This is a genomic window from Stenotrophomonas sp. (assembly GCF_050737575.1).
Classification (GTDB): domain Bacteria; phylum Pseudomonadota; class Gammaproteobacteria; order Xanthomonadales; family Xanthomonadaceae; genus Stenotrophomonas.
In genome coordinates, this window is sequence record NZ_JBOHXW010000008.1 from 181282 (window position 1) to 203352 (window position 22071).

14 protein-coding genes are annotated in these 22071 nt (G+C 64.9%); 5 read left to right on the forward strand and 9 right to left on the reverse strand.

Features of this window, described 5'->3' with window-relative positions; all coding sequences use genetic code 11:
- Window positions 1–19 precede the first annotated feature (19 nt).
- Window positions 20–910: a CESS family extended-spectrum class A beta-lactamase gene (gene blaCESS, locus ACREP4_RS15265; RefSeq protein WP_431597044.1), complete on the reverse strand. Its 891-nt coding sequence runs from the start codon at window positions 908–910 to the stop codon at window positions 20–22.
- A gap of 168 nt (window positions 911–1078) precedes the next feature.
- Between blaCESS and ACREP4_RS15270 the strand changes: the two genes are divergently transcribed.
- On the forward strand, window positions 1079–1954 hold the full coding sequence (locus tag ACREP4_RS15270; protein ID WP_431597045.1) for a LysR family transcriptional regulator: 876 nt from the start codon (window positions 1079–1081) through the stop codon (window positions 1952–1954).
- A gap of 226 nt (window positions 1955–2180) precedes the next feature.
- Here the strand turns inward: ACREP4_RS15270 and ACREP4_RS15275 are convergent, their stop codons facing one another.
- On the reverse strand, window positions 2181–4058 hold the full coding sequence (locus ACREP4_RS15275; protein ID WP_431597046.1) for an ABC-F family ATP-binding cassette domain-containing protein: 1878 nt from the start codon (window positions 4056–4058) through the stop codon (window positions 2181–2183).
- 308 nt (window positions 4059–4366) lie between these two features.
- Between ACREP4_RS15275 and ACREP4_RS15280 the strand changes: the two genes are divergently transcribed.
- Window positions 4367–6736 (forward strand): TonB-dependent receptor plug domain-containing protein, encoded by a 2370-nt coding sequence (locus tag ACREP4_RS15280; RefSeq protein ID WP_431597047.1) that lies wholly within the window; start codon window positions 4367–4369, stop codon window positions 6734–6736.
- A gap of 430 nt (window positions 6737–7166) precedes the next feature.
- On the forward strand, window positions 7167–8894 hold the full coding sequence (ybaL, locus tag ACREP4_RS15285) for a YbaL family putative K(+) efflux transporter (RefSeq protein ID WP_431597048.1): 1728 nt from the start codon (window positions 7167–7169) through the stop codon (window positions 8892–8894).
- A gap of 113 nt (window positions 8895–9007) precedes the next feature.
- Here the strand turns inward: ybaL and ACREP4_RS15290 are convergent, their stop codons facing one another.
- Together ACREP4_RS15290 and ACREP4_RS15295 are read right to left on the reverse strand one after the other, a co-directional pair.
- Window positions 9008–9889, reverse strand: coding sequence for an AraC family transcriptional regulator (locus ACREP4_RS15290; RefSeq protein WP_431597049.1), 882 nt, complete (start codon window positions 9887–9889; stop codon window positions 9008–9010).
- Between the two features lie 43 nt (window positions 9890–9932).
- Window positions 9933–10859 (reverse strand): LysR family transcriptional regulator, encoded by a 927-nt coding sequence (locus ACREP4_RS15295; protein WP_431597050.1) that lies wholly within the window; start codon window positions 10857–10859, stop codon window positions 9933–9935.
- A 125-nt stretch (window positions 10860–10984) separates the two neighbouring features.
- Between ACREP4_RS15295 and ACREP4_RS15300 the strand changes: the two genes are divergently transcribed.
- Entirely contained in the window at window positions 10985–11635 is a 651-nt protein-coding gene (locus ACREP4_RS15300) for an NAD(P)-dependent oxidoreductase (RefSeq protein WP_431597051.1), read from the forward strand.
- 251 nt (window positions 11636–11886) lie between these two features.
- Here the strand turns inward: ACREP4_RS15300 and ACREP4_RS15305 are convergent, their stop codons facing one another.
- The 5 genes from ACREP4_RS15305 to ACREP4_RS15325 all read right to left on the reverse strand — a co-directional run bounded on the left by ACREP4_RS15305 (window position 11887) and on the right by ACREP4_RS15325 (window position 19378).
- Window positions 11887–13173, reverse strand: a complete 1287-nt coding sequence (locus tag ACREP4_RS15305) for an O-acetylhomoserine aminocarboxypropyltransferase/cysteine synthase family protein (RefSeq protein WP_431597052.1) — start codon at window positions 13171–13173, stop codon at window positions 11887–11889.
- Window positions 13174–13512: 339 nt separating this feature from the next.
- Complete coding sequence (gene clpB / locus ACREP4_RS15310) at window positions 13513–16101, reverse strand: ATP-dependent chaperone ClpB (protein ID WP_431597053.1); 2589 nt, start codon at window positions 16099–16101, stop codon at window positions 13513–13515.
- A gap of 177 nt (window positions 16102–16278) precedes the next feature.
- Window positions 16279–17094: a DUF3014 domain-containing protein gene (locus ACREP4_RS15315; protein ID WP_431597054.1), complete on the reverse strand. Its 816-nt coding sequence runs from the start codon at window positions 17092–17094 to the stop codon at window positions 16279–16281.
- Window positions 17095–17172: 78 nt separating this feature from the next.
- Window positions 17173–18753 carry a hypothetical protein gene (locus tag ACREP4_RS15320; RefSeq protein ID WP_431597055.1) on the reverse strand — a complete coding sequence of 527 codons (1581 nt, stop codon included), beginning with the start codon at window positions 18751–18753 and terminating at the stop codon, window positions 17173–17175.
- Window positions 18754–18895: 142 nt separating this feature from the next.
- Window positions 18896–19378 (reverse strand): DUF3574 domain-containing protein, encoded by a 483-nt coding sequence (locus ACREP4_RS15325; RefSeq protein ID WP_431597056.1) that lies wholly within the window; start codon window positions 19376–19378, stop codon window positions 18896–18898.
- Between the two features lie 186 nt (window positions 19379–19564).
- Between ACREP4_RS15325 and ACREP4_RS15330 the strand changes: the two genes are divergently transcribed.
- A complete protein-coding gene (locus ACREP4_RS15330; protein ID WP_431597057.1) occupies window positions 19565–21997 on the forward strand; it encodes a TonB-dependent receptor plug domain-containing protein in 2433 nt (810 codons plus the stop codon).
- The last annotated feature ends 74 nt before the right edge of the window (window positions 21998–22071 follow it).

A 22071-nucleotide genomic window follows, 5' to 3' on the forward strand; every position in this document is an offset into this window, starting at 1 on the left:
GCGCACGCGGCTGCTTGCATCAGCGCAGCCGCACACCCGCAAGCTCGCCGACGCGGCGCAGGATGCCGTTGCGACCGTCGTCGTCCAGCGTCGAACCCTGCAGAAAACTGCTCAACAGCCACGGCATGCCACCTGCTTCGGGCCACAACACAGCGACGTCGTTGGTAGTGTCCTTGCCATTGCTGCCGGTTTTGTCGCCCACCCGCCAGCCCTGCGGCAAGCCCGCACGCAAACGCGCATCGCCGGTTTCGTTGTCGATAAGCCAATCGGCCAGTTGCTGGCGCGATGCCACGCTGAGCACATCGCCCAGCACGAAACGCTGCAGATTGCCGGCCATCGCGGCCGGGCTGGTGGTGTCGCGCGGATCGTCCGTGGCGAAGCGATTGGCGTCCGGCTCATAGCGCGCGGTGACGGTGACGGCATCGCCCTGCGCGCGCAGGAAGGCAGTGAGCCCGGCCGGTTCGCCCACCAGCGGCAGCAGCAGGTTGGCGGCGGCGTTGTCGCTGGTGACCATGGTGGTGCGGCACAGATCGCGCACGGTCATGTCCTTGCCAACATGCCGTTCGGTGCCCGGCGAGTGGTTGATGATGTCCGACGCACGCACCGATACGCGCTGATCCAGCGACAGCTGGCCGTGATCGGCCCGGTGCAGCACCGCCGCCGAGAGCAGGAACTTGAAGGTGCTGCACATCGGGAAGCGCTCATCCATGCGATGGCCGTAACGCGCGCCGCTGGCCGGGTGCCACAGGCACACACCGAGGCGGCCACCGCTTTCGGCCTCCAGCGCGGCGAAATCGCGCGCGGTTGGTGCGACGGTGGTCGCACTGGCTGCCCGTGCCAGCGCGGGCACCGCTACCGCGCTGAGCAAAGCAGTACCACCGAACTTCAGAAACTGGCGACGGGCGAACATGCAGACGCTCCTTGGTGTTGATTGGGATGGATTATCAGCAGGCCCGGCACAGGCTCACCAGCGCGAAATAGCTGCAGGAGCCATTAGTTAAATTTGCCGCTCAGGCCTGATTCCGGCCGTGAAAGGCGGAATAATGGCCGCGCCCATCACTCTTCGTAATGGCTCGGCATGATCCGCCCGCAACTCCCGCTCAACGCCCTGCGCGCCTTCGAGGCCGCTGCCCGGCACCTGAACTTCACCCGCGCGGCGCTGGAACTGTGCGTCAGCCAGGCCGCATTGAGCCACCAGATCCGCTCGCTGGAAGACCGCCTGCAAGTCACGCTGTTCCACCGCCTGCCGCGCGGCGTTGCCCTCACCGATGAGGGCGCGGCGCTGTACCCGGTGCTTACCGATGCCTTCGACCGTGTGGCCATTGCGCTGGATCGCTTCACCGGCGGCAGCTTCCGCGACGTACTCACGGTTGGCGTGGTCGGTACGTTTGCGACCGGCTGGCTGCTGTCGCGCCTGCCGGCATTTGAAGCCGCGCATCCGGATATCGACCTGCGCCTGCAGACCCACAACAACCGCATTGATCTGGCCGGCGAAGGCTTGGATTTCGCCATTCGTTTCGGCGACGGCGATTGGCAGGGACAGGAATGCACGGCCATCGTCGATGCACCGTTCGCGCCACTGTGTGCGCCGGCGTTGGCACGCAAGCTGCGGCAACCGCGCGATCTCGGCGCGCTGCCGTTGCTGCGTTCCTATCGCAATGACGAGTGGCCGCGCTGGTTGCAGCTGGCCGGCGTCAGTGGTGTGGAAGCGCGTGGTGCGGTGTTCGATTCGTCACTGACCCTGGCCAGTGCAGCGACTGCCGGCGCGGGCGTGGCGTTGTTGCCGCTGCGCATGTTCGAGCAGGAACTGGCAGAAGGCCGCTTGCTGCAGCCATTTACGCAAACGGTGAATCTGGGCCGGTACTGGCTGACGCGGTTGCGTTCGCGCGCAGAGCGCGAGCCACTGCGTCGGTTCCGACTGTGGTTGTTGGCGCAGGGAGAACTGGAGTCGTAGTGCCGCGCCTTGCTCGGCGAGAGCGTCACCAGCAAAACGCTGCCCTCACCCCAACCCCTCTCCCGCAAGCGGGAGAGGGGCTAAGGCGGTAGTACCGAGCCATGCTCGGCAGAGGTGTCATCGGCAAGGCATCAGCCGAGCATGGCTCGGCTCTACAGTGGCATTCCAAGCATTGCCGGTTCAGCGGCTTATGGCCCAAGGCCACCCAGCGCCGCGCCTGCAAGGCTCAGTCTTCCAGCATTTCCATCCAGGTCGCTTCGGCCTGTTCCAGCTGCTGGGCAAGCACTTCGCGCTCGCTGCCGAGCTTGGCCATCTTGACGCTGTCGGCGTAGTTGCCCGGGTCGGCCAGCTGACTGTCGATATCAGCCAACGCGGCACCCAACTGCTCCACCTTCTTCTCCGCCGCTTCCAGCTTGTGCGGATTGACCGGCTTTTTGCCGCTGGCCGGCTTCACCGGTGCAACGACCTGCACCGGCGTGGGCAGTTCGACTTTCTCGGTGCGGTCGGCCTTGTTGCGTGAACCCTGTGCACTGGCACGGGTACGCAGCCATGCCGCGTATTCGTCCAGGTCACCGGCAAACGGTTCAACCACACCATCGGCCACACGCCAGAACGTATCGCAGACCAAGCCAATCAAATGGCGATCATGCGACACCATGACGATCGCGCCTTCAAACAGCGACAACGCTTCGGCCAAGGCCTCGCGCATTTCCAGATCAAGATGGTTGGTCGGTTCGTCGAGCAGCAGCACGTTCGGCTGCTGCCAGGCGATCAACGCCAACGCCAGGCGCGCGCGCTCACCGCCGGAGAAACCATCCACGGTCTCGAACGCGCGATCACCCGGGAAATTCCACTTGCCGAGGAAATCGCGGAACGACTGATTCACGCCGTCCGGTGCGATCTCGCGGAAGTGATCCATCGGCGTCATGCCAGCGTGCAGCGACTCCACCGTGTGCTGGGCGAAGTAACCAATCTGCAGGTCGGGGTGGGCCATGCGGTCACCAGCCAGCAACGGCAGGTCACCGACCAGCGATTTCACCAGCGTGGTCTTACCGGCACCGTTCGGACCGAGCAGGCCGACACGTTGACCGGCTTCCAGACCGAAGCCGACCTTGTCCAGGATCACCGCGTCCGGGCCGTAACCGGCCGTCACGTCGTTGAGGCGGATCAGCGAGAACGGCAGCTTGGCCGGCGGCGAGAACTCGATGCGGAACTCGCGCTCGGCACGCACCGCTTCGGTGCCGGCCATCTTGGCCAGGCGCTTCATGCGGCTCTGCGCCTGGGTCGCCTTGCTGGCCTGCGCCTTGAAGCGGTCGATGAAGCTCTGCAGGTGCGCGCGCTCGGCCTGTTCCTTTTCGTGCGTGATCTGCTGCTGGCGCAGGTGCTCGGCACGCTGGCGCTCGAAGTCGGTGTAACCGCCCACATACAACTTGGCGGTGCCGCTGTGCAGGTGCAGCGTGTGGGTGGCGACGTTGTCCAGGAACTCGCGGTCATGCGAGATCAGCAGCAAGGTGCCCGGATACTTCAGCAGCCACTGCTCCAGCCAATACACGGCGTCCAGATCCAAGTGGTTGGTCGGTTCGTCGAGCAGCAGCAGGTCGCTGGGCATCATCAGCGCGCGCGCCAGATTCAAACGCGCACGCCAGCCGCCGGAGAACGCCGCAACCGGGCGCTCATGGGTGTCGGCCGGGAAGCCCAGGCCGTGCAGCAGCTTGCCAGCACGGGCCTCGGCGTCATACGCATTGAGCTCGGCCATCTTCTGGTGCGCGTTGGCCACGGCCTCCCAGTCTTCGCGCGCAGCGGCGGCGGCTTCTTCATTCAGGACTGCTGCGACTTCGTCGTCACCGCCGAGCACATAGTCGATGGCGCGGTCCGGCAGCGCCGGGGTTTCCTGGGCGACGTCGGCAATGCGGATCTTGCCCGGCAGCGACACGTCACCCTTGTCGGCTTCCAGTTCGCCGCGCACGGCGGCGAACAGACTGGATTTGCCTGCACCGTTACGGCCCACCACGCCCACCCGGTAACCGGCATGCAGGGTGAGGTCGACATTGGACAACAGCAGGCGCTCGCCCCGGCGAAGGGCGAAATTACGAAGGGCAATCATGAATAGGTCCGTTATAACGAAACGGAATGTGCATGTGAGCAGCATTCCTGCGACGCGATTCTAGCGTTAACGAATACTTGACTCACTTCCTGCACGCGCAAATCCCTAATGAATTTCGCGCCCAGGCCTTACTTTCTTCGTCATAACGCGGTGCCTTGGTCGAAAATTGCTTTCAAAAGCAACGATTTAGCGATGCAATCCGGTTTGACACAACGTAAAAATTCCATTAATTCGTAATGGCGCACCACAGCAAAGGCGACGACTTCACCGCCCGCCAGTGCGCCTTTTCATACCGGAGCTGCAATCTGATGAACCGCACGTCCAGTTCGCTCGCTGTCGCAATTGCCATCGCGCTCGCCTCCCCCGCCTTCGCCCAATCCACCACCAGCACGCTGGACACGGTGATCGTCACCGGCACCCGCGTGGCCGACCGCACCGTGGCTGAGTCGCAGTCCCCCATCGACATCATCACCCCCGAGGCGCTGCAGTCCACCGGTACTTCGGAGCTGGCCACCGCGCTGTCGCGCGCCCTGCCCTCGCTGAACTTCCCGCGCCCGGCGCTGACCGACGGCACCAGCGGCATCCGCCCGGCGCAGCTGCGCGGTCTGTCCCCGGACCAGGTGCTGGTGCTGGTCAACGGCAAGCGCCGCCACACCTCGGCCATGATCAACGTCAACGGCAGCATCGGCCGTGGTTCTTCGGCGGTGGATATCAACGCCATTCCGATTGCCGCCATCGAGCGCGTGGAAGTGCTGCGTGACGGTGCCTCGGCCCAGTACGGCTCCGACGCCATCGCCGGCGTGATCAACATCGTGCTCAAGGGCAGTGGCAGCGGCGGCAGCCTGGCCGTGGACTACGGCCAGTACTCGGCCGGCGACGGCAACAAGTACCAGCTCTCAGGCGACACCGGCGTCAGCTTTGCCGATGGCCGTGGCAGCCTGCATGTGGCCGGCCAGATCAGCCAGCAGGATGAAAGCAACCGTGCCGGCCCGTACCTGGGCAGCACGCCGAACACCGGCAACTTCCCGTCGATCGGCGAGAAGACCTTTGTGGTCGGCGACCCGCGCGTGGATGCCACCGCAGCCTCGGCCAACCTCAGCTTCAACTTCACCGACAACATCACCGGTTACGCCAACGCGCTGCTGAGCAACCGCGACATCACCTCGTTCGCGTTCTACCGTTCGCCCAACCACAGCGGCCAGACCGCATTGCTGGCACAGGTCTATCCGGACGGCTTCGTGCCGCAGATCAACCAGTACTCCAAGGACCGTTCCGTCGTTGCCGGCGTCAAGGGCAGCACCGAAAGCGGCTGGACCTGGGATGTGAGCGCCAACCACGGCGAAAACACGCTGGATTTCCACACCCGCAACAGCATCAACTACAGCCTCGGCGAGAACAGCCCGTCCTCGTTCTACGACGGCACGCTGAAGTACCAGCAGGACATCTTCAACGCCGACTTCACCAAGGCACTGGATTGGGGCCTGGCCTACCCGGTCACGCTCTCCTTCGGTGGTGAGTACCGCCGCGAGAAATGGGAGCAGAACGCCGGTGAACTGAACTCCTACACCGGCAGCGGCGCACAGGGCTTTGGCGGCTTCACCCCGATCAACGCGGTGAACACCGACCGCGACAACTACGCCGTCTATGCCGGCCTGGAAGCCGACCTGACCGACAAGTTCTCCGCCGGCCTGACCGGCCGCTACGAGGACTACTCCGACTTCGGCGACAAGTTCTCCGGCAAGCTGTCGGCGCGTTATGCCTTCACCGACAAGGTTGCACTGCGTGCCACCGCGTCCAGCGGCTTCCGCGCACCGTCGCTGGCACAGCAGGGCTATCAGGCCGTGACCAGCACCATCATCAACGGTGTGTTCGTTGACCGCGGCACGTTCCCCACCACCAGCGCTGCGGCGCAGGCGCTGGGTGCCACCCCGCTCAAGGCTGAGAGCTCCACCTCTTACAGCGTGGGCCTGGTGTTGCAGCCGGTTGATCGCCTGTACCTGACCGTCGATGCGTATCAGATCGACATCGACGACCGCATCGCGCTGTCCACCAACATCACCACCAACGCCGCAGCCAACGCACTGCTGGCCGATCTGGGCCTGCCTCAGGTCACCGCGTTCTCCTACTTCACCAATGGTCTGGACACCCGCACCCGCGGCGTCGATGCCGTCTCCAGCTACACCGTCCCGTTCACCGCCAGCTCGCTGGAACTGACGGCGGCGTACAGCTACAACGAGACCGAGGTGAAGAAGTTCATCGCCTCGCCGGCAGTGTTCGGCAGCCTGGGCATCACCCAGTCGCTGATCGGCCGCGACGAGATCGGCCGCATCGAGGACAGCTTCCCGCGTGACAAGGCCATCCTCAGCGGCACCTGGCGCTCGGATCGCTGGGAGCTGGGCCTGGCTGCCACCCGCTACGGCAGCTTCACCGTGCGCAACTCGGCCACCGCCACCCGCGACCAGACGTATGACGCCAAGTGGGTGCTGGATGCCTCGGCCAGCTTCAAGCCCAGCGAGCAGTGGAAGCTGACCCTGGGTGCGGACAACCTGTTGGACGAGTACCCGGACCGCACCACCGATCTGCAGAACTCCACCTGGGGCATGCTGCCGTACAGCAACTATTCGCCGTTCGGTTTCAACGGCGCCTATGTCTACGGCCGCATCAGCTACACCTGGTAAGACCGCAGCAACGTCGTGGAAAGAAGATGCCCTGGGAGACCGGGGCATTTTTTTGGCTGTTGTTTTTGGGGCTGCCCTTAGAGCGGCCCTCACCCCAACCCCTCTCCCGCTTGCGGGAGAGGGGCTAGTGCACCACGAGCCGACGCATTCCGAGCCCCTCTCCCGCGGGCGGGGTGAGAGGGGCAGCTTGCGAACCACTGGTTCGCTGCCCATCGAACGCCCTTGCGCCAGCGCAAGGGCCGGGGCGCGGAGCGGGGGTTGGGGTGAGGGCAAGCCTTTGATCAAGTACCAAGCCCGTCAAGCGCAACCACTCACCCCACCAATACACACCGTTTGCCAAAAAAGATCAGATTTTTCAAAATCTTCCCGATGTGTACACCGGTGCACCTTTAGAATCGGGCTCTGCCCCCGAATCACCAAGCGAGCCTCGATGCACCATGACACCGCCCTGATCAACATGCTCGCCATTGGCCTGGGCCTTGCCTTTGTGTTCGGCGCCCTGGCCAACAAACTGCGGCTGTCTCCGCTGGTGGGCTACCTGATCGCCGGTGTCGTCGTCGGCCCGTTCACGCCCGGCTTCGTCGCCGACCAGGCGCTGGCCAACCAGTTGGCCGAAATCGGCGTGATGCTGCTGATGTTCGGCGTGGGCCTGCACTTCTCGCTGAAAGACCTGATGGAGGTCAAGGCGATCGCCATCCCCGGCGCCATCGGCCAGATTCTGGTCGCCACCTTGCTGGGTTGGGGCGTGGCCGCGTTGATGGGCTGGCCGACGCTGCATGGCGTGATCTTCGGCTTCTCGCTGGCGACCGCGTCCACCGTGGTGCTGCTGCGGGCGATGGAAGAACGCCGCTTGTTGGAAACCACGCGCGGCAAGATCGCGGTGGGTTGGTTGATCGTCGAAGACCTGGCCTGTGTGCTGGCCTTGGTGATGATGCCGGTGATTGCGGAGGTGTTCGGCCCCGATGCCAGCGGCAAGAGCCCGTCCGTGACCGGCCTGCTCGCGTCCATCGGTTGGACCTTCGTGCAGTTGGGCTTGTTCGTGGCGGTGATGCTGGTGGTCGGCCGCCGGGTGATTCCGTGGGTGCTGGAAAAAGTGGCCGGCACCGGTTCGCGCGAATTGTTCACGCTGTGCGTGCTGGCCATCGCACTGGGCGTGGCGTTCGGTGCGGCGGCGTTGTTCGGTGTGTCGTTCGCGCTGGGCGCATTCTTCGCCGGCATGATGCTCAACGAATCCGAACTCAGCCACAAGGCGGCGCACGATTCGCTGCCATTGCGTGATGCATTCGCGGTGCTGTTCTTCGTCTCGGTTGGCATGTTGTTCAACCCGGCCATCATCATCGAGCATCCGTGGCAGGTGCTGGCAACGGTGCTGATCATCATGTTCGGCAAATCGGCCGCGGCATTTTTCATCGTGCGTGCGTTTGGCCACAGCAAGGGCACCGCACTGACCATCTCCGCCTCGCTGGCGCAGATCGGCGAATTCGCTTTCATCATCGCCGGGCTCGGTGTGGCGCTGAAGATCCTGCCGCAGGAAGGCCAATCGCTGGTGCTGGCCGGTGCGCTGGTGTCGATCATGCTCAACCCGCTGGTGTTCGGCCTGCTCGACCGCTGGCAGGCGCGGCACAAGGAAACCACGCCGGTGCCGGAAACGCCGGATATCCCGCCAGGCCCGTCGCTGGACCTGCAGGACCACGCCATCGTGGTCGGCTATGGCCGCGTCGGCAGTGAGCTGGCACAGGTGCTGCGTGACCGCGGCGTGCCGGTGCTGGTGATTGACGACAACCGCGAGCACGTGGTGCGCGCGCATGCAGCGGGCATTCCCGGCATCCGTGGCAGCGCTGCCGCCGACAAAGTGCTGGCCGAAGCCCATCCCGAGCGCGCCAAGATCGCGGTGCTGGCCATTCCGCAGCCGCTGGAATCGGGCGAGGCGTTGGCCAAGCTGCGCGCCATCAACCCCAATCTCACCCTGCTGGCCCGCGCGCACAGCGATGCCGAAGTGAAGCATCTGCTGGCACACGGCGCCGACGGCACGGTGATGGCCGAGCGCGAGCTGGCGTACTCGCTGGCAGAAATGATCATGGCCACCCCGCCCTACCGCAGCCTGCGCCCCGGCGCCACGCCGCCGCCGGCAACCCCCGACGCCCCTACCGCTGCGTAGGAGCGGCTTGCGCCGCGAAGCTGAGCGACCATCCGCTGCAGGAAACAGCTGCAATTGCAGCCATCGCCTGACGGTCGTATTCCCGGCTTCGCGGCGAACGCCGCTCCTGCATGTCAGCTTGCTGCCAGCGGCAGGTACACGTCGGCACGCAGGATGGCTTCGGGAGTGTGTTCGGGGTCGTCAAGGAAGTGGTAATGCAGCGGTGTGTCGCGCAAGGCGTAGCCGCTTGCCGGCAGCCATTGCGACAGCAGCCAGTCGGTCGCGTCCTCCAACAAACCGTAGCTGCCGACATGCCGCAGCCGCGCCACCGTGCCACCCGCCACCTGCATCCGGCGCAACGGCGCGGGGAGTGGCGGCAGCTCGGCATCCAGCGTCACTGCACAATCGAACAGCAACTCCTCGGCCGGCAGCTCGCGGTGGTCGCCCAGTGGGAAACCGATCAACTCCTGCAGGCTCTCGACCAGGCCCTGCTCGGCCGCCCAGCCAAACAGTTCGCCGAAGCTGCCATCCAGATCGTCAAACGCACCTTGCGCACGCAGCGCGACCACTTCAAACGGTTCCAGCGTCACCACTTCCACGCTCAGTGGCGCCATCTGCGCTGCCGAGGGCGACGCCGGGCGCGACAGCCGCTGCAGGTGCCGAGCCAGCAGCGCCGGATCAGAGCGCAACTCGGTCGGGCTGGCATCCAGCGTCTCGCGCAGCACCCGGGCCAAGGCTTGCGGCGTGTCGTAGCCGGCCAGCAAGGCGATTTCGGTGACGCTGGCATCGCTGTCACTCAAGCGCTGCAGCGCCTTGAGCAGACGCAGCCGCTGCACGGTGCGGCCGACGGTTTCGCCGGTCATGGCGCGGTACACGCGGTGGAAGTGGAACGGCGAGTAATGCGCCACGGCGGCCAGTGCGTCGAGGTCAGGCAAAGGCCCGCCGCTGGCAACGGCCTGTTGCAGGCAGGCGATGACGCGGTCGAGTTTCGGCAGGTGCGAGGCGTGGGCTTTCATCCGTGTTCTCCGTGTGTCGGTGGGCACATTCAACCGCGATGGCTCAACCGCCGCGTTTCCGATCTTGCGCTTCTGCACCACTGCCGCCGGGCACACGGGCGAGGTATGCCTGCAACAGACTGATGGCCTGTTTCACCTTGGCCGGCTGCGTTTGCCGGTGCGGCGTCACCGCCCAGACCGGCAGCGGCGGCACTTCCCAATCCGGCAACAACCGCTGCAGCGCGCCGCTGTCCAACAACGGCGCCACGTCCAGGCAGGTCAGCACCGCCACGCCCAGGCCGGACGTGCACAACTGCCGCACGGCGGGCTGGTTCTGGCTGACGATGCGCGGATGCGCGGGAACCAGACGCTCCTCGCCCGAGCCGGAATGCCGCCACGCCAAACCCGGCGTCTGCGGCAAACCCAGCCATTCGCCGGCCGGCACCTGCAGGGGATCATCCGGCGTGCCATGCACCTGCAGCCACGACGGCGCGGCGCAGGGCCAACGCTGCAGGGTGCCGATGCGCTGCGCCATCCAATCACTGTCGGGCAGTTGCCCGAAGCGCAGCGCCAGATCGATACGCGCCTGCAGCAGGTCAGTCCAGCCGTCCTCGAAATACAGGTGCGCGCGTAATTGCGGATGCTCGCGCAGCCACGGCCCCAGCGCCGGGCCAAGGTGATCGGCCATGCCCAACGGCGCCGACAAGCGCAGCTCGCCGCTCGGTGCTTCGCGCGCGGCCGACAACTCCGCCTGCGCTTCGCCGGCCGCATCCAATAGACGCGCGCACGCTGCGTAATAACGGCTGCCAACATCGGTCAGGGCCAGCCGTCGCGTCGAGCGATGCAGCAGCGGCACGCCGGCATCACGCTCCAGCGCTCGCAGCTGCTGGCTGACCGCCGAGGTACTCATGCCCAGCGCGCGCGCCGCCGCACTCAACGACCCGTGCTGCACCACCTGGGCAAACAGGGCCATGCGTTTGAAGCTGTCCATCGGCCACCTCCTTGGCGGCCATTGTGAAGCAAGGCTTCAAGGTGATTGTGGATTTGAGTGACTGCCCTCTTCACTGCCACAGGCGGACACTGTCGTCAGTCCTCAAACCCCCAAAGGAACTCTCCATGAAAGTCGCACTGATTGGCCCCACCGGTTTCGTTGGCAACGCCCTGCTGGAAGAACTGCTGGCCCGTGGCCACCAAGTCACCGCGCTGGCCCGTGACCCGGCCAAACTCGCCGCTCGCCCGCAGCTGCAGGTGGTCAAGGCGGACGTACAGGACGCCGCCCAGGTGCAGGCCGCCGTCGCCGGCCATGACGCAGTGATCAGCGCCTTCAACCCCGGCTGGGCCAACCCGAACATCTACCAGGACTTCATGAGCGGCACCCGCGCGATTGTTGCCGGCACCAAAGCCGCAGGCGTGAAGCGCTACATCGTGATCGGCGGCGCCGGCAGCCTGTACGCGCCCGACGGCACCCAACTGGTGGATTCCCCCGACTTCCCGGCAGCGATCTATCCCGGCGCCAGCGCCGCGCGTGATGGTCTGACCGAACTGAAGCAGGAGACCGCACTGGACTGGACCCAGCTCAGCCCCCCGGTCGCCTTCCACCCGGGCGGCCCCAGCGAGCGCACCGGCAAGTACCGCGTCGGCGGTGATACCCCACTGAACACCGGCGACGGCCCGGGCACCATCAGCGTGGCTGATCTGGCGCTGGCGGTGGTTGATGAGCTGGAAACGCCGAAGCATGTGGGCGAGCGGTTTACGGTTGCTTGGTGAGGTTTTTTTTTGGGGGGGGTGCTTGCTGGAAGCCTCCCCTCACCCCAACCCCTCTCCCGCCTGCGGGAGAGGGGCTCGGAATGCGTCAGCTGCCAGTGCACTAGCCCCTCTCCCGCACGCGGGGTGAGAGGGGCAGCTTGCGAACCACTGGTTCGCTGCCCATCGAACGCCCTTGCGCCAGCGCAAGAGCCGGGGCGCGGAGCGGGGGTTGGGGTGAGGGGAAGCTCCTGGCTAGCAAAACCAAACCAGCTTCAAGCCTTCCCCAGCGCCTGCTCCAAATCCGCCAGCAAGTCGTCGATATGCTCAATGCCGACCGACAGCCGCACCGTATCCAGCGTCACGCCGGCCTTCTCCAGTTCCGCCGCATCCAACTGACGATGCGTGGTCGACGCCGGATGCGTCGCCAGTGATTTGGCATCGCCCAGGTTCACCAAGCGCGTGAACAACTGCAGTGCATCCAGGAAGCGCGCACCCGCCTCGCGACCGCCCGGCAGACCAAACGTCAGCACGCCCGAGCCGTGGCCGCGCAGGTACTTCTGCACCAGCCCATGCTCCGGATGATCCGGCAGCGCGGCGTAGTTCACCCAGGCCACTTTGGCGTGCTTCTGCAGATACCTGGCAACAGCCAGCGTGTTGCTGTTGATGCGGTCCATGCGCAGCGCCAGCGTCTCGATGCCCTGCAGAATCTGGAACGCGTTGAACGGCGAAATCGCCGCGCCCATGTTCCGCAATGGCACCACGCGTGCGCGGCCGATGAACGCCGCCGGGCCCAAGGCTTCGGTGTAAACAACGCCGTGGTAACTGACGTCCGGCGTATTGAGACGCGGGAAGCGCTCCTTGTGCTCGGCCCACGGGAAGCGCCCGGAATCGACAATGGCGCCGCCCAGGCTGGTGCCGTGGCCGCCCAGATACTTGGTCAACGAATGCACGACGATGTCGGCGCCGAAATCAAACGAGCGCTGCAGGTACGGCGTGGCGACGGTGTTGTCGACGATCACCGGCACGCCATGCGCGTGGGCGATCTTGGCGATGGCTTCGATGTCGGTGACGTTGCCGCGCGGGTTACCGATGGATTCCACGAACACGGCTTTGGTGCGTTCATCGATCAACGCGGCGAAGGCCTGCGGATCGCGGTAGTCGGCAAAGCGGGTCTGGATACCGAATTGCGGCAGCGTGTGCGCGAATAGATTGTAGGTGCCGCCATACAACGCACTGGATGCCAGGATGTTGTCACCGGCTTCGGCGATGGTCTGGATGGCGTAGGTGATGGCCGCCTGCCCTGAGGCCAGTGCCAATGCACCGATGCCGCCTTCCAATGCCGCAATGCGCTTTTCCAGCACATCGGTGGTCGGGTTCATGATGCGCGTGTAGATATTGCCCTGCACTTTCAGGTCGAACAGGTCGGCGCCGTGCTGGGTGTCATCGAAGGCGTAGGCGACTGTCTGATAGATCGGCACCGCGACTGCGCGCGTGGTGGGATCGGGTGAATAGCCGCCGTGCACGGCGATGGTTTCAGGCTTCCACTGTGGATCGGTCATTGCGGTGCTCACGCGAAAGAGAATCGCTGACCATAGCCCAATGCATGCGTGCTGCTGAGGACGGTTGCAGTGGTTACTTGTGAGGGAATGGAATGAGGTGATGCTTTTTTCTAGCTAGAAGCTTCCCCTCACCCCACCCCCTCTCCCGTAAACGGGAGAGGGGCTAATGCACTACGAGCCGCCGCATTCCGAGCCCCTCTCCCGCGCGCGGGGTGAGAGGGGCAGCTTGCGAACCACTGGTTCGCTGCCCGTCGAACGCCCTTGCGCCAGCGCAAGGGCCGGGGCGCGGAGCGGGGGTTGGGGTGAGGGCAGCTCTTAAAGCTTTTGCAGCTCTGGCTCTCAGCCCTTACCAAACTGCAAATGCCCGCCACCACCAGCTTCCACCTTGATGGTGTCGCCGCTGACAAACTCGCCGGACAGAATCTTCTGCGCCAGCGGGTTCTCCAGCTGCGCCTGAATCGCGCGCTTCAACGGACGTGCGCCATAGACCGGATCGAAGCCGACGTTGCTCAACACGTCGAACGCCGAATCCGACACTTCCAGGCGCAAACTACGCTCGCCCAAACGCTTCTCCAGGCCACGCATCTGGATGCGTGCGATCTGCTTGATCTGCTGCTTGTCCAGCGGATGGAACACGACGATGTCGTCCAGGCGGTTGATGAACTCCGGACGGAAGTGCGCCTGCACCACGCCCATCACCGCGGCCTTCATCTGCATATAGGCTTCCGGGCTGTCGTCGCCACTCATGTCCTGGATCTGGTGCGAGCCCAGGTTCGAGGTCATCACGATGACGGTGTTGCGGAAGTCCACCGTACGGCCCTGTCCGTCAGTCAAACGGCCGTCGTCCAGCACCTGCAGCAGGATGTTGAACACATCCGGATGTGCCTTCTCCACTTCGTCCAGCAGAATCACGCTGTACGGGCGGCGACGCACGGCCTCGGTCAAATAGCCGCCTTCTTCGTAGCCCACATAACCCGGGGGCGCACCAATCAGGCGCGACACGCTGTGCTTCTCCATGAACTCACTCATGTCGATGCGCACCATCGCGTCGGGTGAGTCGAACAGGAAGTCGGCCAGCGCCTTGGTCAGCTCGGTCTTGCCCACGCCGGTCGGGCCCAGGAACAGGAACGAGCCACTCGGGCGATTCGGATCGGACAAGCCCGCGCGCGAACGCCGCACCGCGTCGGAGACCACACGGATCGCTTCTTCCTGGCCGACCACGCGGTTGTGCAGCATGTCTTCCATGCGCAGCAGCTTGTCGCGCTCGCCTTCCAGCATCTTGCTGACCGGGATGCCGGTCCAGCGCGAGACGACTTCGGCGATTTCCTCGTCGGTCACCTTGTCCTGCACCAGCCGGAAATCCTTGCGGTCCACTTCTTGCGCGGCAGCGAGCTGCTTCTCAAGATTGGGCAGCACGCCGTACTGGATCTCGCTCATCTTGGCGAAATCCTGGCGGCGCTGTGCGGCCTCCAGGTCGAGCTTGGCCTTCTCCACCTGTTCCTTGATCTTGGTCGCGCCCTGCAGCGCGGCCTTTTCCGACTTCCAGATTTCATTGAGGTCGGAGAACTCACGCTCCAGCGTGTCGATATCGGCTTCCAGGTCGGCCAGGCGCTTGCGTGAGGCGTCGTCCTTCTCCTTCTTCAGCATCTCGCGCTGGATCTTGAGCTGGATCAAACGGCGCTCAAGGCGATCCAGTTCTTCCGGCTTGGAATCAATTTCCATGCGGATGCGCGAGGCGGCTTCGTCCATCAGGTCGATGGCCTTGTCCGGCAGCTGTCGGTCGGTGATGTAGCGGTTCGACAACGTGGCCGCCGCGACCACGGCCGGGTCGGTGATTTCCACGCCGTGGTGCACGGCGTAGCGTTCCTTCAGGCCGCGCAGGATGGCGATGGTGTCTTCCACCGTCGGCTCACCCACGAACACCTTCTGGAAGCGGCGCTCCAGCGCGGCATCCTTCTCGATGTATTGGCGGTATTCGTCCAGCGTGGTCGCACCGATGCAATGCAGCTCGCCACGCGCCAGCGCCGGCTTGAGCATGTTGCCTGCGTCCATCGCGCCTTCGCCCTTGCCGGCGCCGACCATGGTGTGCAGTTCGTCGATGAACAGGATGATCTGGCCTTCGTTCTTGGACAGATCACTGAGCACCGCTTTCAAGCGTTCCTCGAACTCACCCCGGAACTTGGCACCGGCAATCAACGCGCCCATGTCCAGCGACAGCACGCGCTTGCCGCGCAGGCCTTCGGGCACTTCGTCGTTGATGATGCGCTGGGCCAGGCCTTCGACAATCGCGGTCTTGCCCACGCCAGGCTCGCCGATCAGCACCGGGTTGTTCTTGGTGCGACGCTGCAGTACCTGGATGGTGCGACGGATTTCCTCGTCGCGGCCGATCACCGGATCGAGCTTGCCGCTTTCGGCACGCGCGGTCAGGTCGATGGTGTATTTCTCCAGCGCCTGACGCTGTTCTTCGGCGTTTTCGCTCTGCACGGTTTCACCGCCGCGCAGCTTGTCGATGGCGGCTTCAATCTTTTTCTTGTCGGCACCGGCGCCGCGCAACGCCATGCCGGCCGCGCCGCCGTCGTCCACCGCGGCGAGCAGGAACCACTCGCTGGCGATGAACTGATCGTTGTGCTGCTGGGCCAGCTTGTCGGTGTGGTTGAGCAGGCGGCTGAGGTCGTTGCCCATCGACAGGTTACCGGCCTGACCGGACACCTTGGGCAGCGCATCCAGCGATTCGGCCAGCCGCTCGCGCAGCACCGGCACGTTGACGCCGGCCTGGGCCAGCAGCGGACGGCTGCTGCCGCCGGTCTGGTCAAGCAGCGCGCTGAGCACATGCACCGGCTCGATGATGTTGTTGTCGCGGCCAACGGCCAGAGACTGCGCGTCGGACAGCGCCTTCTGGAAGTTGGAGGTGAGCTTATCCATCCGCATGGGTCTTCTTCCTCAATGTTCGGGAGGCCAGCATTGCTGGCGATACTGAATCAGATGCGGTTGCAACCGTGTGATTCAAGGGTGACAAGCGCCCTTATTCAGCTGAAATCCGCCCCTACGTCCAGTATCGCCAGCTGGCCCGACGCAACATTGATCCAGCGCAAGCGCCGGCAGCACTCAACCGCGCGTGATCGCCGCGCGGACTGCCCGCAACTGCTGTTTGACCGCCTGCTGCTGCGTCGCATCCATGCGCAGCAAGGCCTTCTGCCCGACGGACAGCGACTGCAGCGCAGGATCAACAAAGCGGTATTTGCCCTTGCCATCCGGCTCTACTGCCAGCGGCCGCGCCGGCTCGGGGGTTTGCAGCAGGTGGTCGATCACCGCCACCAAACGGTCATTGAAATGCCCATCGGGATGGCCGATGTCGCGGTAGGCCTGCTGCACCAACGGATAAAAACGCACATACGCCGCGGCAAGCGCGCCCGCATCGGCACGGGTGAACGCATCCACCCACGGCGCATAACGCGCGGCATTGGCAGCGGCCAGTTGTTCATTGCCGGTGGCACTCGGTTCCACCATCACACTGCCGGGCACCGGCCGCAGCGCCATCGCGCTGCTGGGCATGCTCGGCTGGGTGAGGTTGTCCACGTGCACCACCACGCGCTGGAGCAGGTGCTCACGCAACAGCAGGGACAAGGCCTCGCCCGGGAGCAGCCCGCTCAGGGCCTGCCAGGCCGATTCATCGCTATCGGCCAAGGCCGGCAATGCGGCATCGGCGGCCGCTTCCAGCGGGTGACGCGGCGCGGTCGGCGGTTCTGGTATGTCCAGCAGTGGCGTTGCCGAGCTTGTCGCCGCATTGATCGGCGGCGGTGTTGCGGGCGCGGCCTGACGCAGTTGCGCCACGTCATCACGGAACAACCACCAGCCCGCGCCGCCCACGGCGACAACACCCACCACAACCCACGGCCACACGATTGCTTTGCGCTTTTCCATCACTTGCACCTCTATTGCACGTGATGGTGTGACCCGGGCAAACCCGACGGGTTCCCCCGCCGGTTCAATCCCTTGTTTTCAGCGCGGTTTCTGCAGCGACATCAAGCCGATCACCAGCGCCAGCACCGCATAGGCCGCACTCACCTGCAGGGTGATCGACTGGCGCAGGCCTTCCAGCTGCCACGGCAGATAGATGCCGCCGCGCGGATCGGTGGAATGAATCACACCGAATACACTGAGCGCCGCGGCCACCAGCAACAGGCTCACCGCCACGCCGGGGCGACGCTCGATCAAGGCGACCAAGGCCGCCGCCCAGATCATCGCGCTGATGATGAAACCGTTGCCCAGCAGCTGCAGCGTGGCCACATCCGACAAACCATGACCGTCCACTGCGGCATACATCGCAGCGGCCGCATCCGGGGCCACCCAGGTGCCGAACTTGATGTTGATCAGGTAAGCAATCGCCGGCAGGAACGCCAGCGCCACCGCAATCGCGTGTTCGCGCTTGGTCTGCTGGAACGCCTGCACGGTGATGTCCAGGCCGACGAACACGATGATCGGCGCCAGCACCGCCACCGGCAGCCACTGCACCAAGCCAGCCACCACGCCCAACATGCCGCCGATGCCGATGAACAGGCCGGTCAACAGCGTATAGCCGGTGCGCGCGCCCAAGCGCTTGTAGGCCGGCTGGCCGATGTACGGCGTGGTCTGCGCGACGCCGCCGCAGACACCGGCGACCAGCGTGGCGATGGCTTCGACCAGCAGGATGTCGCGGGTGCGGTAGTCGTCGCCGGCGGCGCGTGCGCTTTCGGCGACATTGATGCCGCCCACCACCATCAGCAGGCCGAACGGCAGCAGCAGCGACAGATACGGCACGGTCAGCGGCAGGCCTTCGATAAAGCCCAGCGACGGCAACGGCAGCGCCACCGCGAAGGAGATCGCTGGCGGCCACTGGAAGCCAGTCAGTGCTCCGGCCGCGCCCAAGCCGTAATACAGGGCAACGCCGACCAGCAGCGAGAACAACACGCCGGGCAAGCGCAACGGCACCACGCCACGCGCGACCAGCACGTACAGCAGCACGCCCAGCGTCACCAGGCCGACCAGCGGCTGGCGCATGCTTTCAATCAGCGGCAGGAAGCCCAGCAACGTCAGCGCAGCACCGCCGATGGACCCCAGCAACGCCGCGCGCGGCACATGTCGGGTGACCGCATCGCCCACGAAAGACAACACCAGCTTCAGCAGGCCCATCACCACCAACGAGGCCATGCCCAGCTTCCAGGTCGCCATCGCCGCCGTATGCGGGTCCATGCCCAATTGTTTGAAGCCGACAAACGCCGGGCCCAGCACCAGCAACGCCATGCCGATGCTGGTCGGTGCATCCAGGCCCAGCGGCATCGCGGTGACGTCGTCGCGGCCGGTACGAGCCGCCAAACGGTGCGCCATCAGCGTGTACATCAGGTTGCCGATCAGCACACCGAAGGCGGTGCCGGGGAACATGCGGCCGAACACCACGTCGGCGGGGAACTGGAAAATGCCGACCAGCGCCATCGCGATGAAGCCGAGGATGGACAGGTTGTCGACCACCAGGCCGAAGAAGCCGTTGAGATCACCGGCGACGAACCAGCGCGTGCGCGATGTTGAGGATGCGGGGGAATTCATGGGGGATATCGTCTGCAAGGCTGGCGCGGTCAGCGCTGATGAAGAAAAAAAGTAATCGATAGTGGACGCCGGACCATAGCGGCCCGCGCATCGGGCCGACTGCGAGGGGTCCGCCCGTGCAGGCTAGCCGATCCGGCGCTGATCAGAACGAAACCTCCACCGGCTGCCGCGACCACAGCACCGACTGGTGCTTGGTGGCCTGCTTCCACGCCAAGCGGATGGCCTCGATGTCGTTGCGACGTTGCGGGGTGTCTTCGTGCAGCACCACCAGCACCTTGGTGCGCAGGCGGTTCGGCTCCGCTGCACCACGGAACAGCCATTGGCCGTAGGCGTCGAACACGGTCAGGCCGTCCGGGAAGCGCGGCGTCACTTCCTTGTCCAGGAAGGCGGTCCACTGCGCGTCGCTGATGGCGTCGGTCTGCTCACGCGCCGAGACGCCACTTTCCTCGCCCACGCCGAAATACAGCTCGCTGCGCACCCAGCCACCGGCCTCGGCCGGACGCTGCGCGTCGCCGTGCAGCGCTGCACTGGCCTGCGGCGGCGTCTGCGGCGGGGTTGGGGATGCGGCGATGGCGCTGCCGGCGACGGACAGCAGAAACGGAAGGACAACAGCGTGCAACTTCATGGAAAACCTCCGGAAACAGGAAATACGGTGGCATCCATTGCACCGCGGGGATATCGCACTTGCTTATGAGCAGATTGCTGACAGCGCTTGCAACCTGCAGCGTGTTAACGCGAAGATAATATATCGCTTCATCCGGATGGATGTAAGCATTTCATCCTTCCTCCCCCTCTCTCCCCCGGAGTCTGCATGTCCCGTCCCACCTCGGCCCCACTCGGCCTGGCCATCGCGCTGGCGCTGTCTTCCCCCGCTTTTGCCCAGGACGCCCCGCAGGCGACCAATCTGGACACGGTGATCGTCACCGGCACCCGCGCGGTGGACCGCACCGTGCTGGAGTCCACCTCACCGGTGGACGTGCTCAGCGCCGAAGACATCCGCAAGGCCGGCGTGGTCAATGGCGAACTGGGTAGCGCGCTGCAGGCGCTGCTGCCGTCGTTCAACTTCCCGCGCCAGTCCAACTCCGGCGGTGCCGACCACGTGCGAGCCGCGCAGCTGCGCGGCCTGTCGCCGGACCATGTGCTGGTGCTGGTCAACGGCAAGCGCCGCCACAACAGCGCGCTGGTCAACACCGACAGCAAGATCGGCAAGGGCACCACGCCGGTGGATTTCAACGCCATCCCGGTCAGCGCGATCAAGCGCATCGAAGTGCTGCGTGACGGCGCCGGTGCGCTGTACGGCTCCGACGCGGTGGCCGGCGTGATCAACGTGATCCTCGACGACGCCCCGGAAGGCGGCGCCATCGAAGCCAGCTTTGGCGCGCACCACACCGACCTCAAGCCGATCAACCGCACCCTCACCGATGGCCAGACCAGTTATTTCAGTGCCAAGGTCGGCACCAAGCTGACCGACGATGGCGGCTTCCTGCGCGTTGGCCTGGAATTGAAAAACCGCGAAGCCACCAACCGTGCTGGCTTCGATCAGGTTCCGCCGTGGGAAGCGCAGACGCCCGACAACCTGGCCCTGGTCGGCAAGCGCAATTACGCGCTGGGCGATGGCGCCAGCAAGGACCTCAACGCCTGGTTCAACGCTGAAATTCCTTTCGGCACCGCCTCCAAGGCTTACGCGTTCGGCACCTACAACCAGCGCGATACCGAAGGCGCCAACTACTTCCGTTACCCGGATGGCGAAGCCAACTGGAAAGAGTTGTATCCCAACGGCTACCGCCCGATTTCCGAAGGCGAAAACCTGGATGTGCAGCTGGTGGCCGGTGCCCGCGGCGAGCTGGGCGACTGGAATTACGATGCCAGCCTCGACCACGGCCGCAACGAATTCACCTACCGCCTGCGCAACTCGCTCAACGCCTCGCTCGGCCCGAACAGCCCGACGCGCTTCAAGACCGCCGATTTCAGTTTCGAGCAGACCGTGGCCAATCTGGATATCGGCCGCATCTTCGTGCGCAGCAATGACACCCACAGCCTCGGCTTCGGCATCGAGGGCCGTCACGAGCGCTACGAAACCGGCGCAGGCGACGCCGCCAGCTACGCGGCCGGCCCGTTCACTGATCGCCCGACCGGCTCGCAGGCCGGCGGTGGCTTGACCCCGCAGGACGAGGCCAATCTGTCGCGCGATGTGATCAGCGCCTACAGCAGCCTGTCCTCGACGTTCGGCGAGAAGTTCTCCACCGACATCGCCGCGCGCTACGAGCATTACGAAGATTTCGGCGGCGAGCTGACCGGCAAGATCGGCGCGCGCTATGCCTTTGCGCCGGCATTCGCGCTGCGTGGCTCGGTGTCCAACAACTTCCACGCGCCGTCGCTGAGCCAGATCGGCTATGAGTCCACTTCAACCGGATATGGCCAAGACGGAAAACTCCTGCAGGGCCGCCTGTTGTCGGTGAACAACCCCATCGCGCGTGCGCTGGGCGCCAGCGACCTGAAGCCGGAGAAGTCGATCAACTACAGCCTGGGCTTCACCAGCCAGATCGGCAGCCATCTGGACCTGTCGCTGGATCTGTTCCAGATCGACATCGATGACCGCATCGCCTTGTCGGAAAGCATCACCGGTGATGCGCTGACTGATTTCGTGCAGCAGCAGTTCGGCGTGGGCGGGCTGGAAAGCGCGCATTACTTCGTCAATGCCGCCGATACGCGCACCCGTGGCGCCGAGTTCGTCGCCAACTGGCGGCAGTCGCTGGGTGACGGTGAGCTGCTGTTGACCGGCACCTGGAGCTACGCCAAAACCGAGCTGAAGAATGTCGTCGCCACGCCGTCGCAGCTGTTGGCGCTGGATCCGGATTACGTGCTGTTTGGCGTGGAAGAAAGCAACACATTGACCGACGCAGCCCCCCGCACCCGCGCGCAGTTGGCCGCCAGCTGGGGCAATGACAACTGGTCGTTGAGCAGTCGCGTGAGCCGTCATGGCAGTGCCAAGCGCGTGTTCGATTTCGGCGACGGCTACATCCCGACCCAGACCTATCAAGCCGAGTGGCAACTGGATGCGGAAGTGGAATACCGCATCACGCCGCAGTGGAGCGTGGCCATCGGCGGCCAGAACCTCACCGACAATTACCCGGACAAGTCGAACGAAGACATCTACTACTTCGGCAACCTGCCCTACGACGTGTTGTCGCCGATCGGCAGCAACGGTGCGTACTGGTATGGGCGGGTGCGGTTTACGTTCTGACATGAACGTTTTGGGGTGACGCGTTGCTTGCTGAAAGCTTGCCCTCACCCCAACCCCTCTCCCGCAGGCGGGAG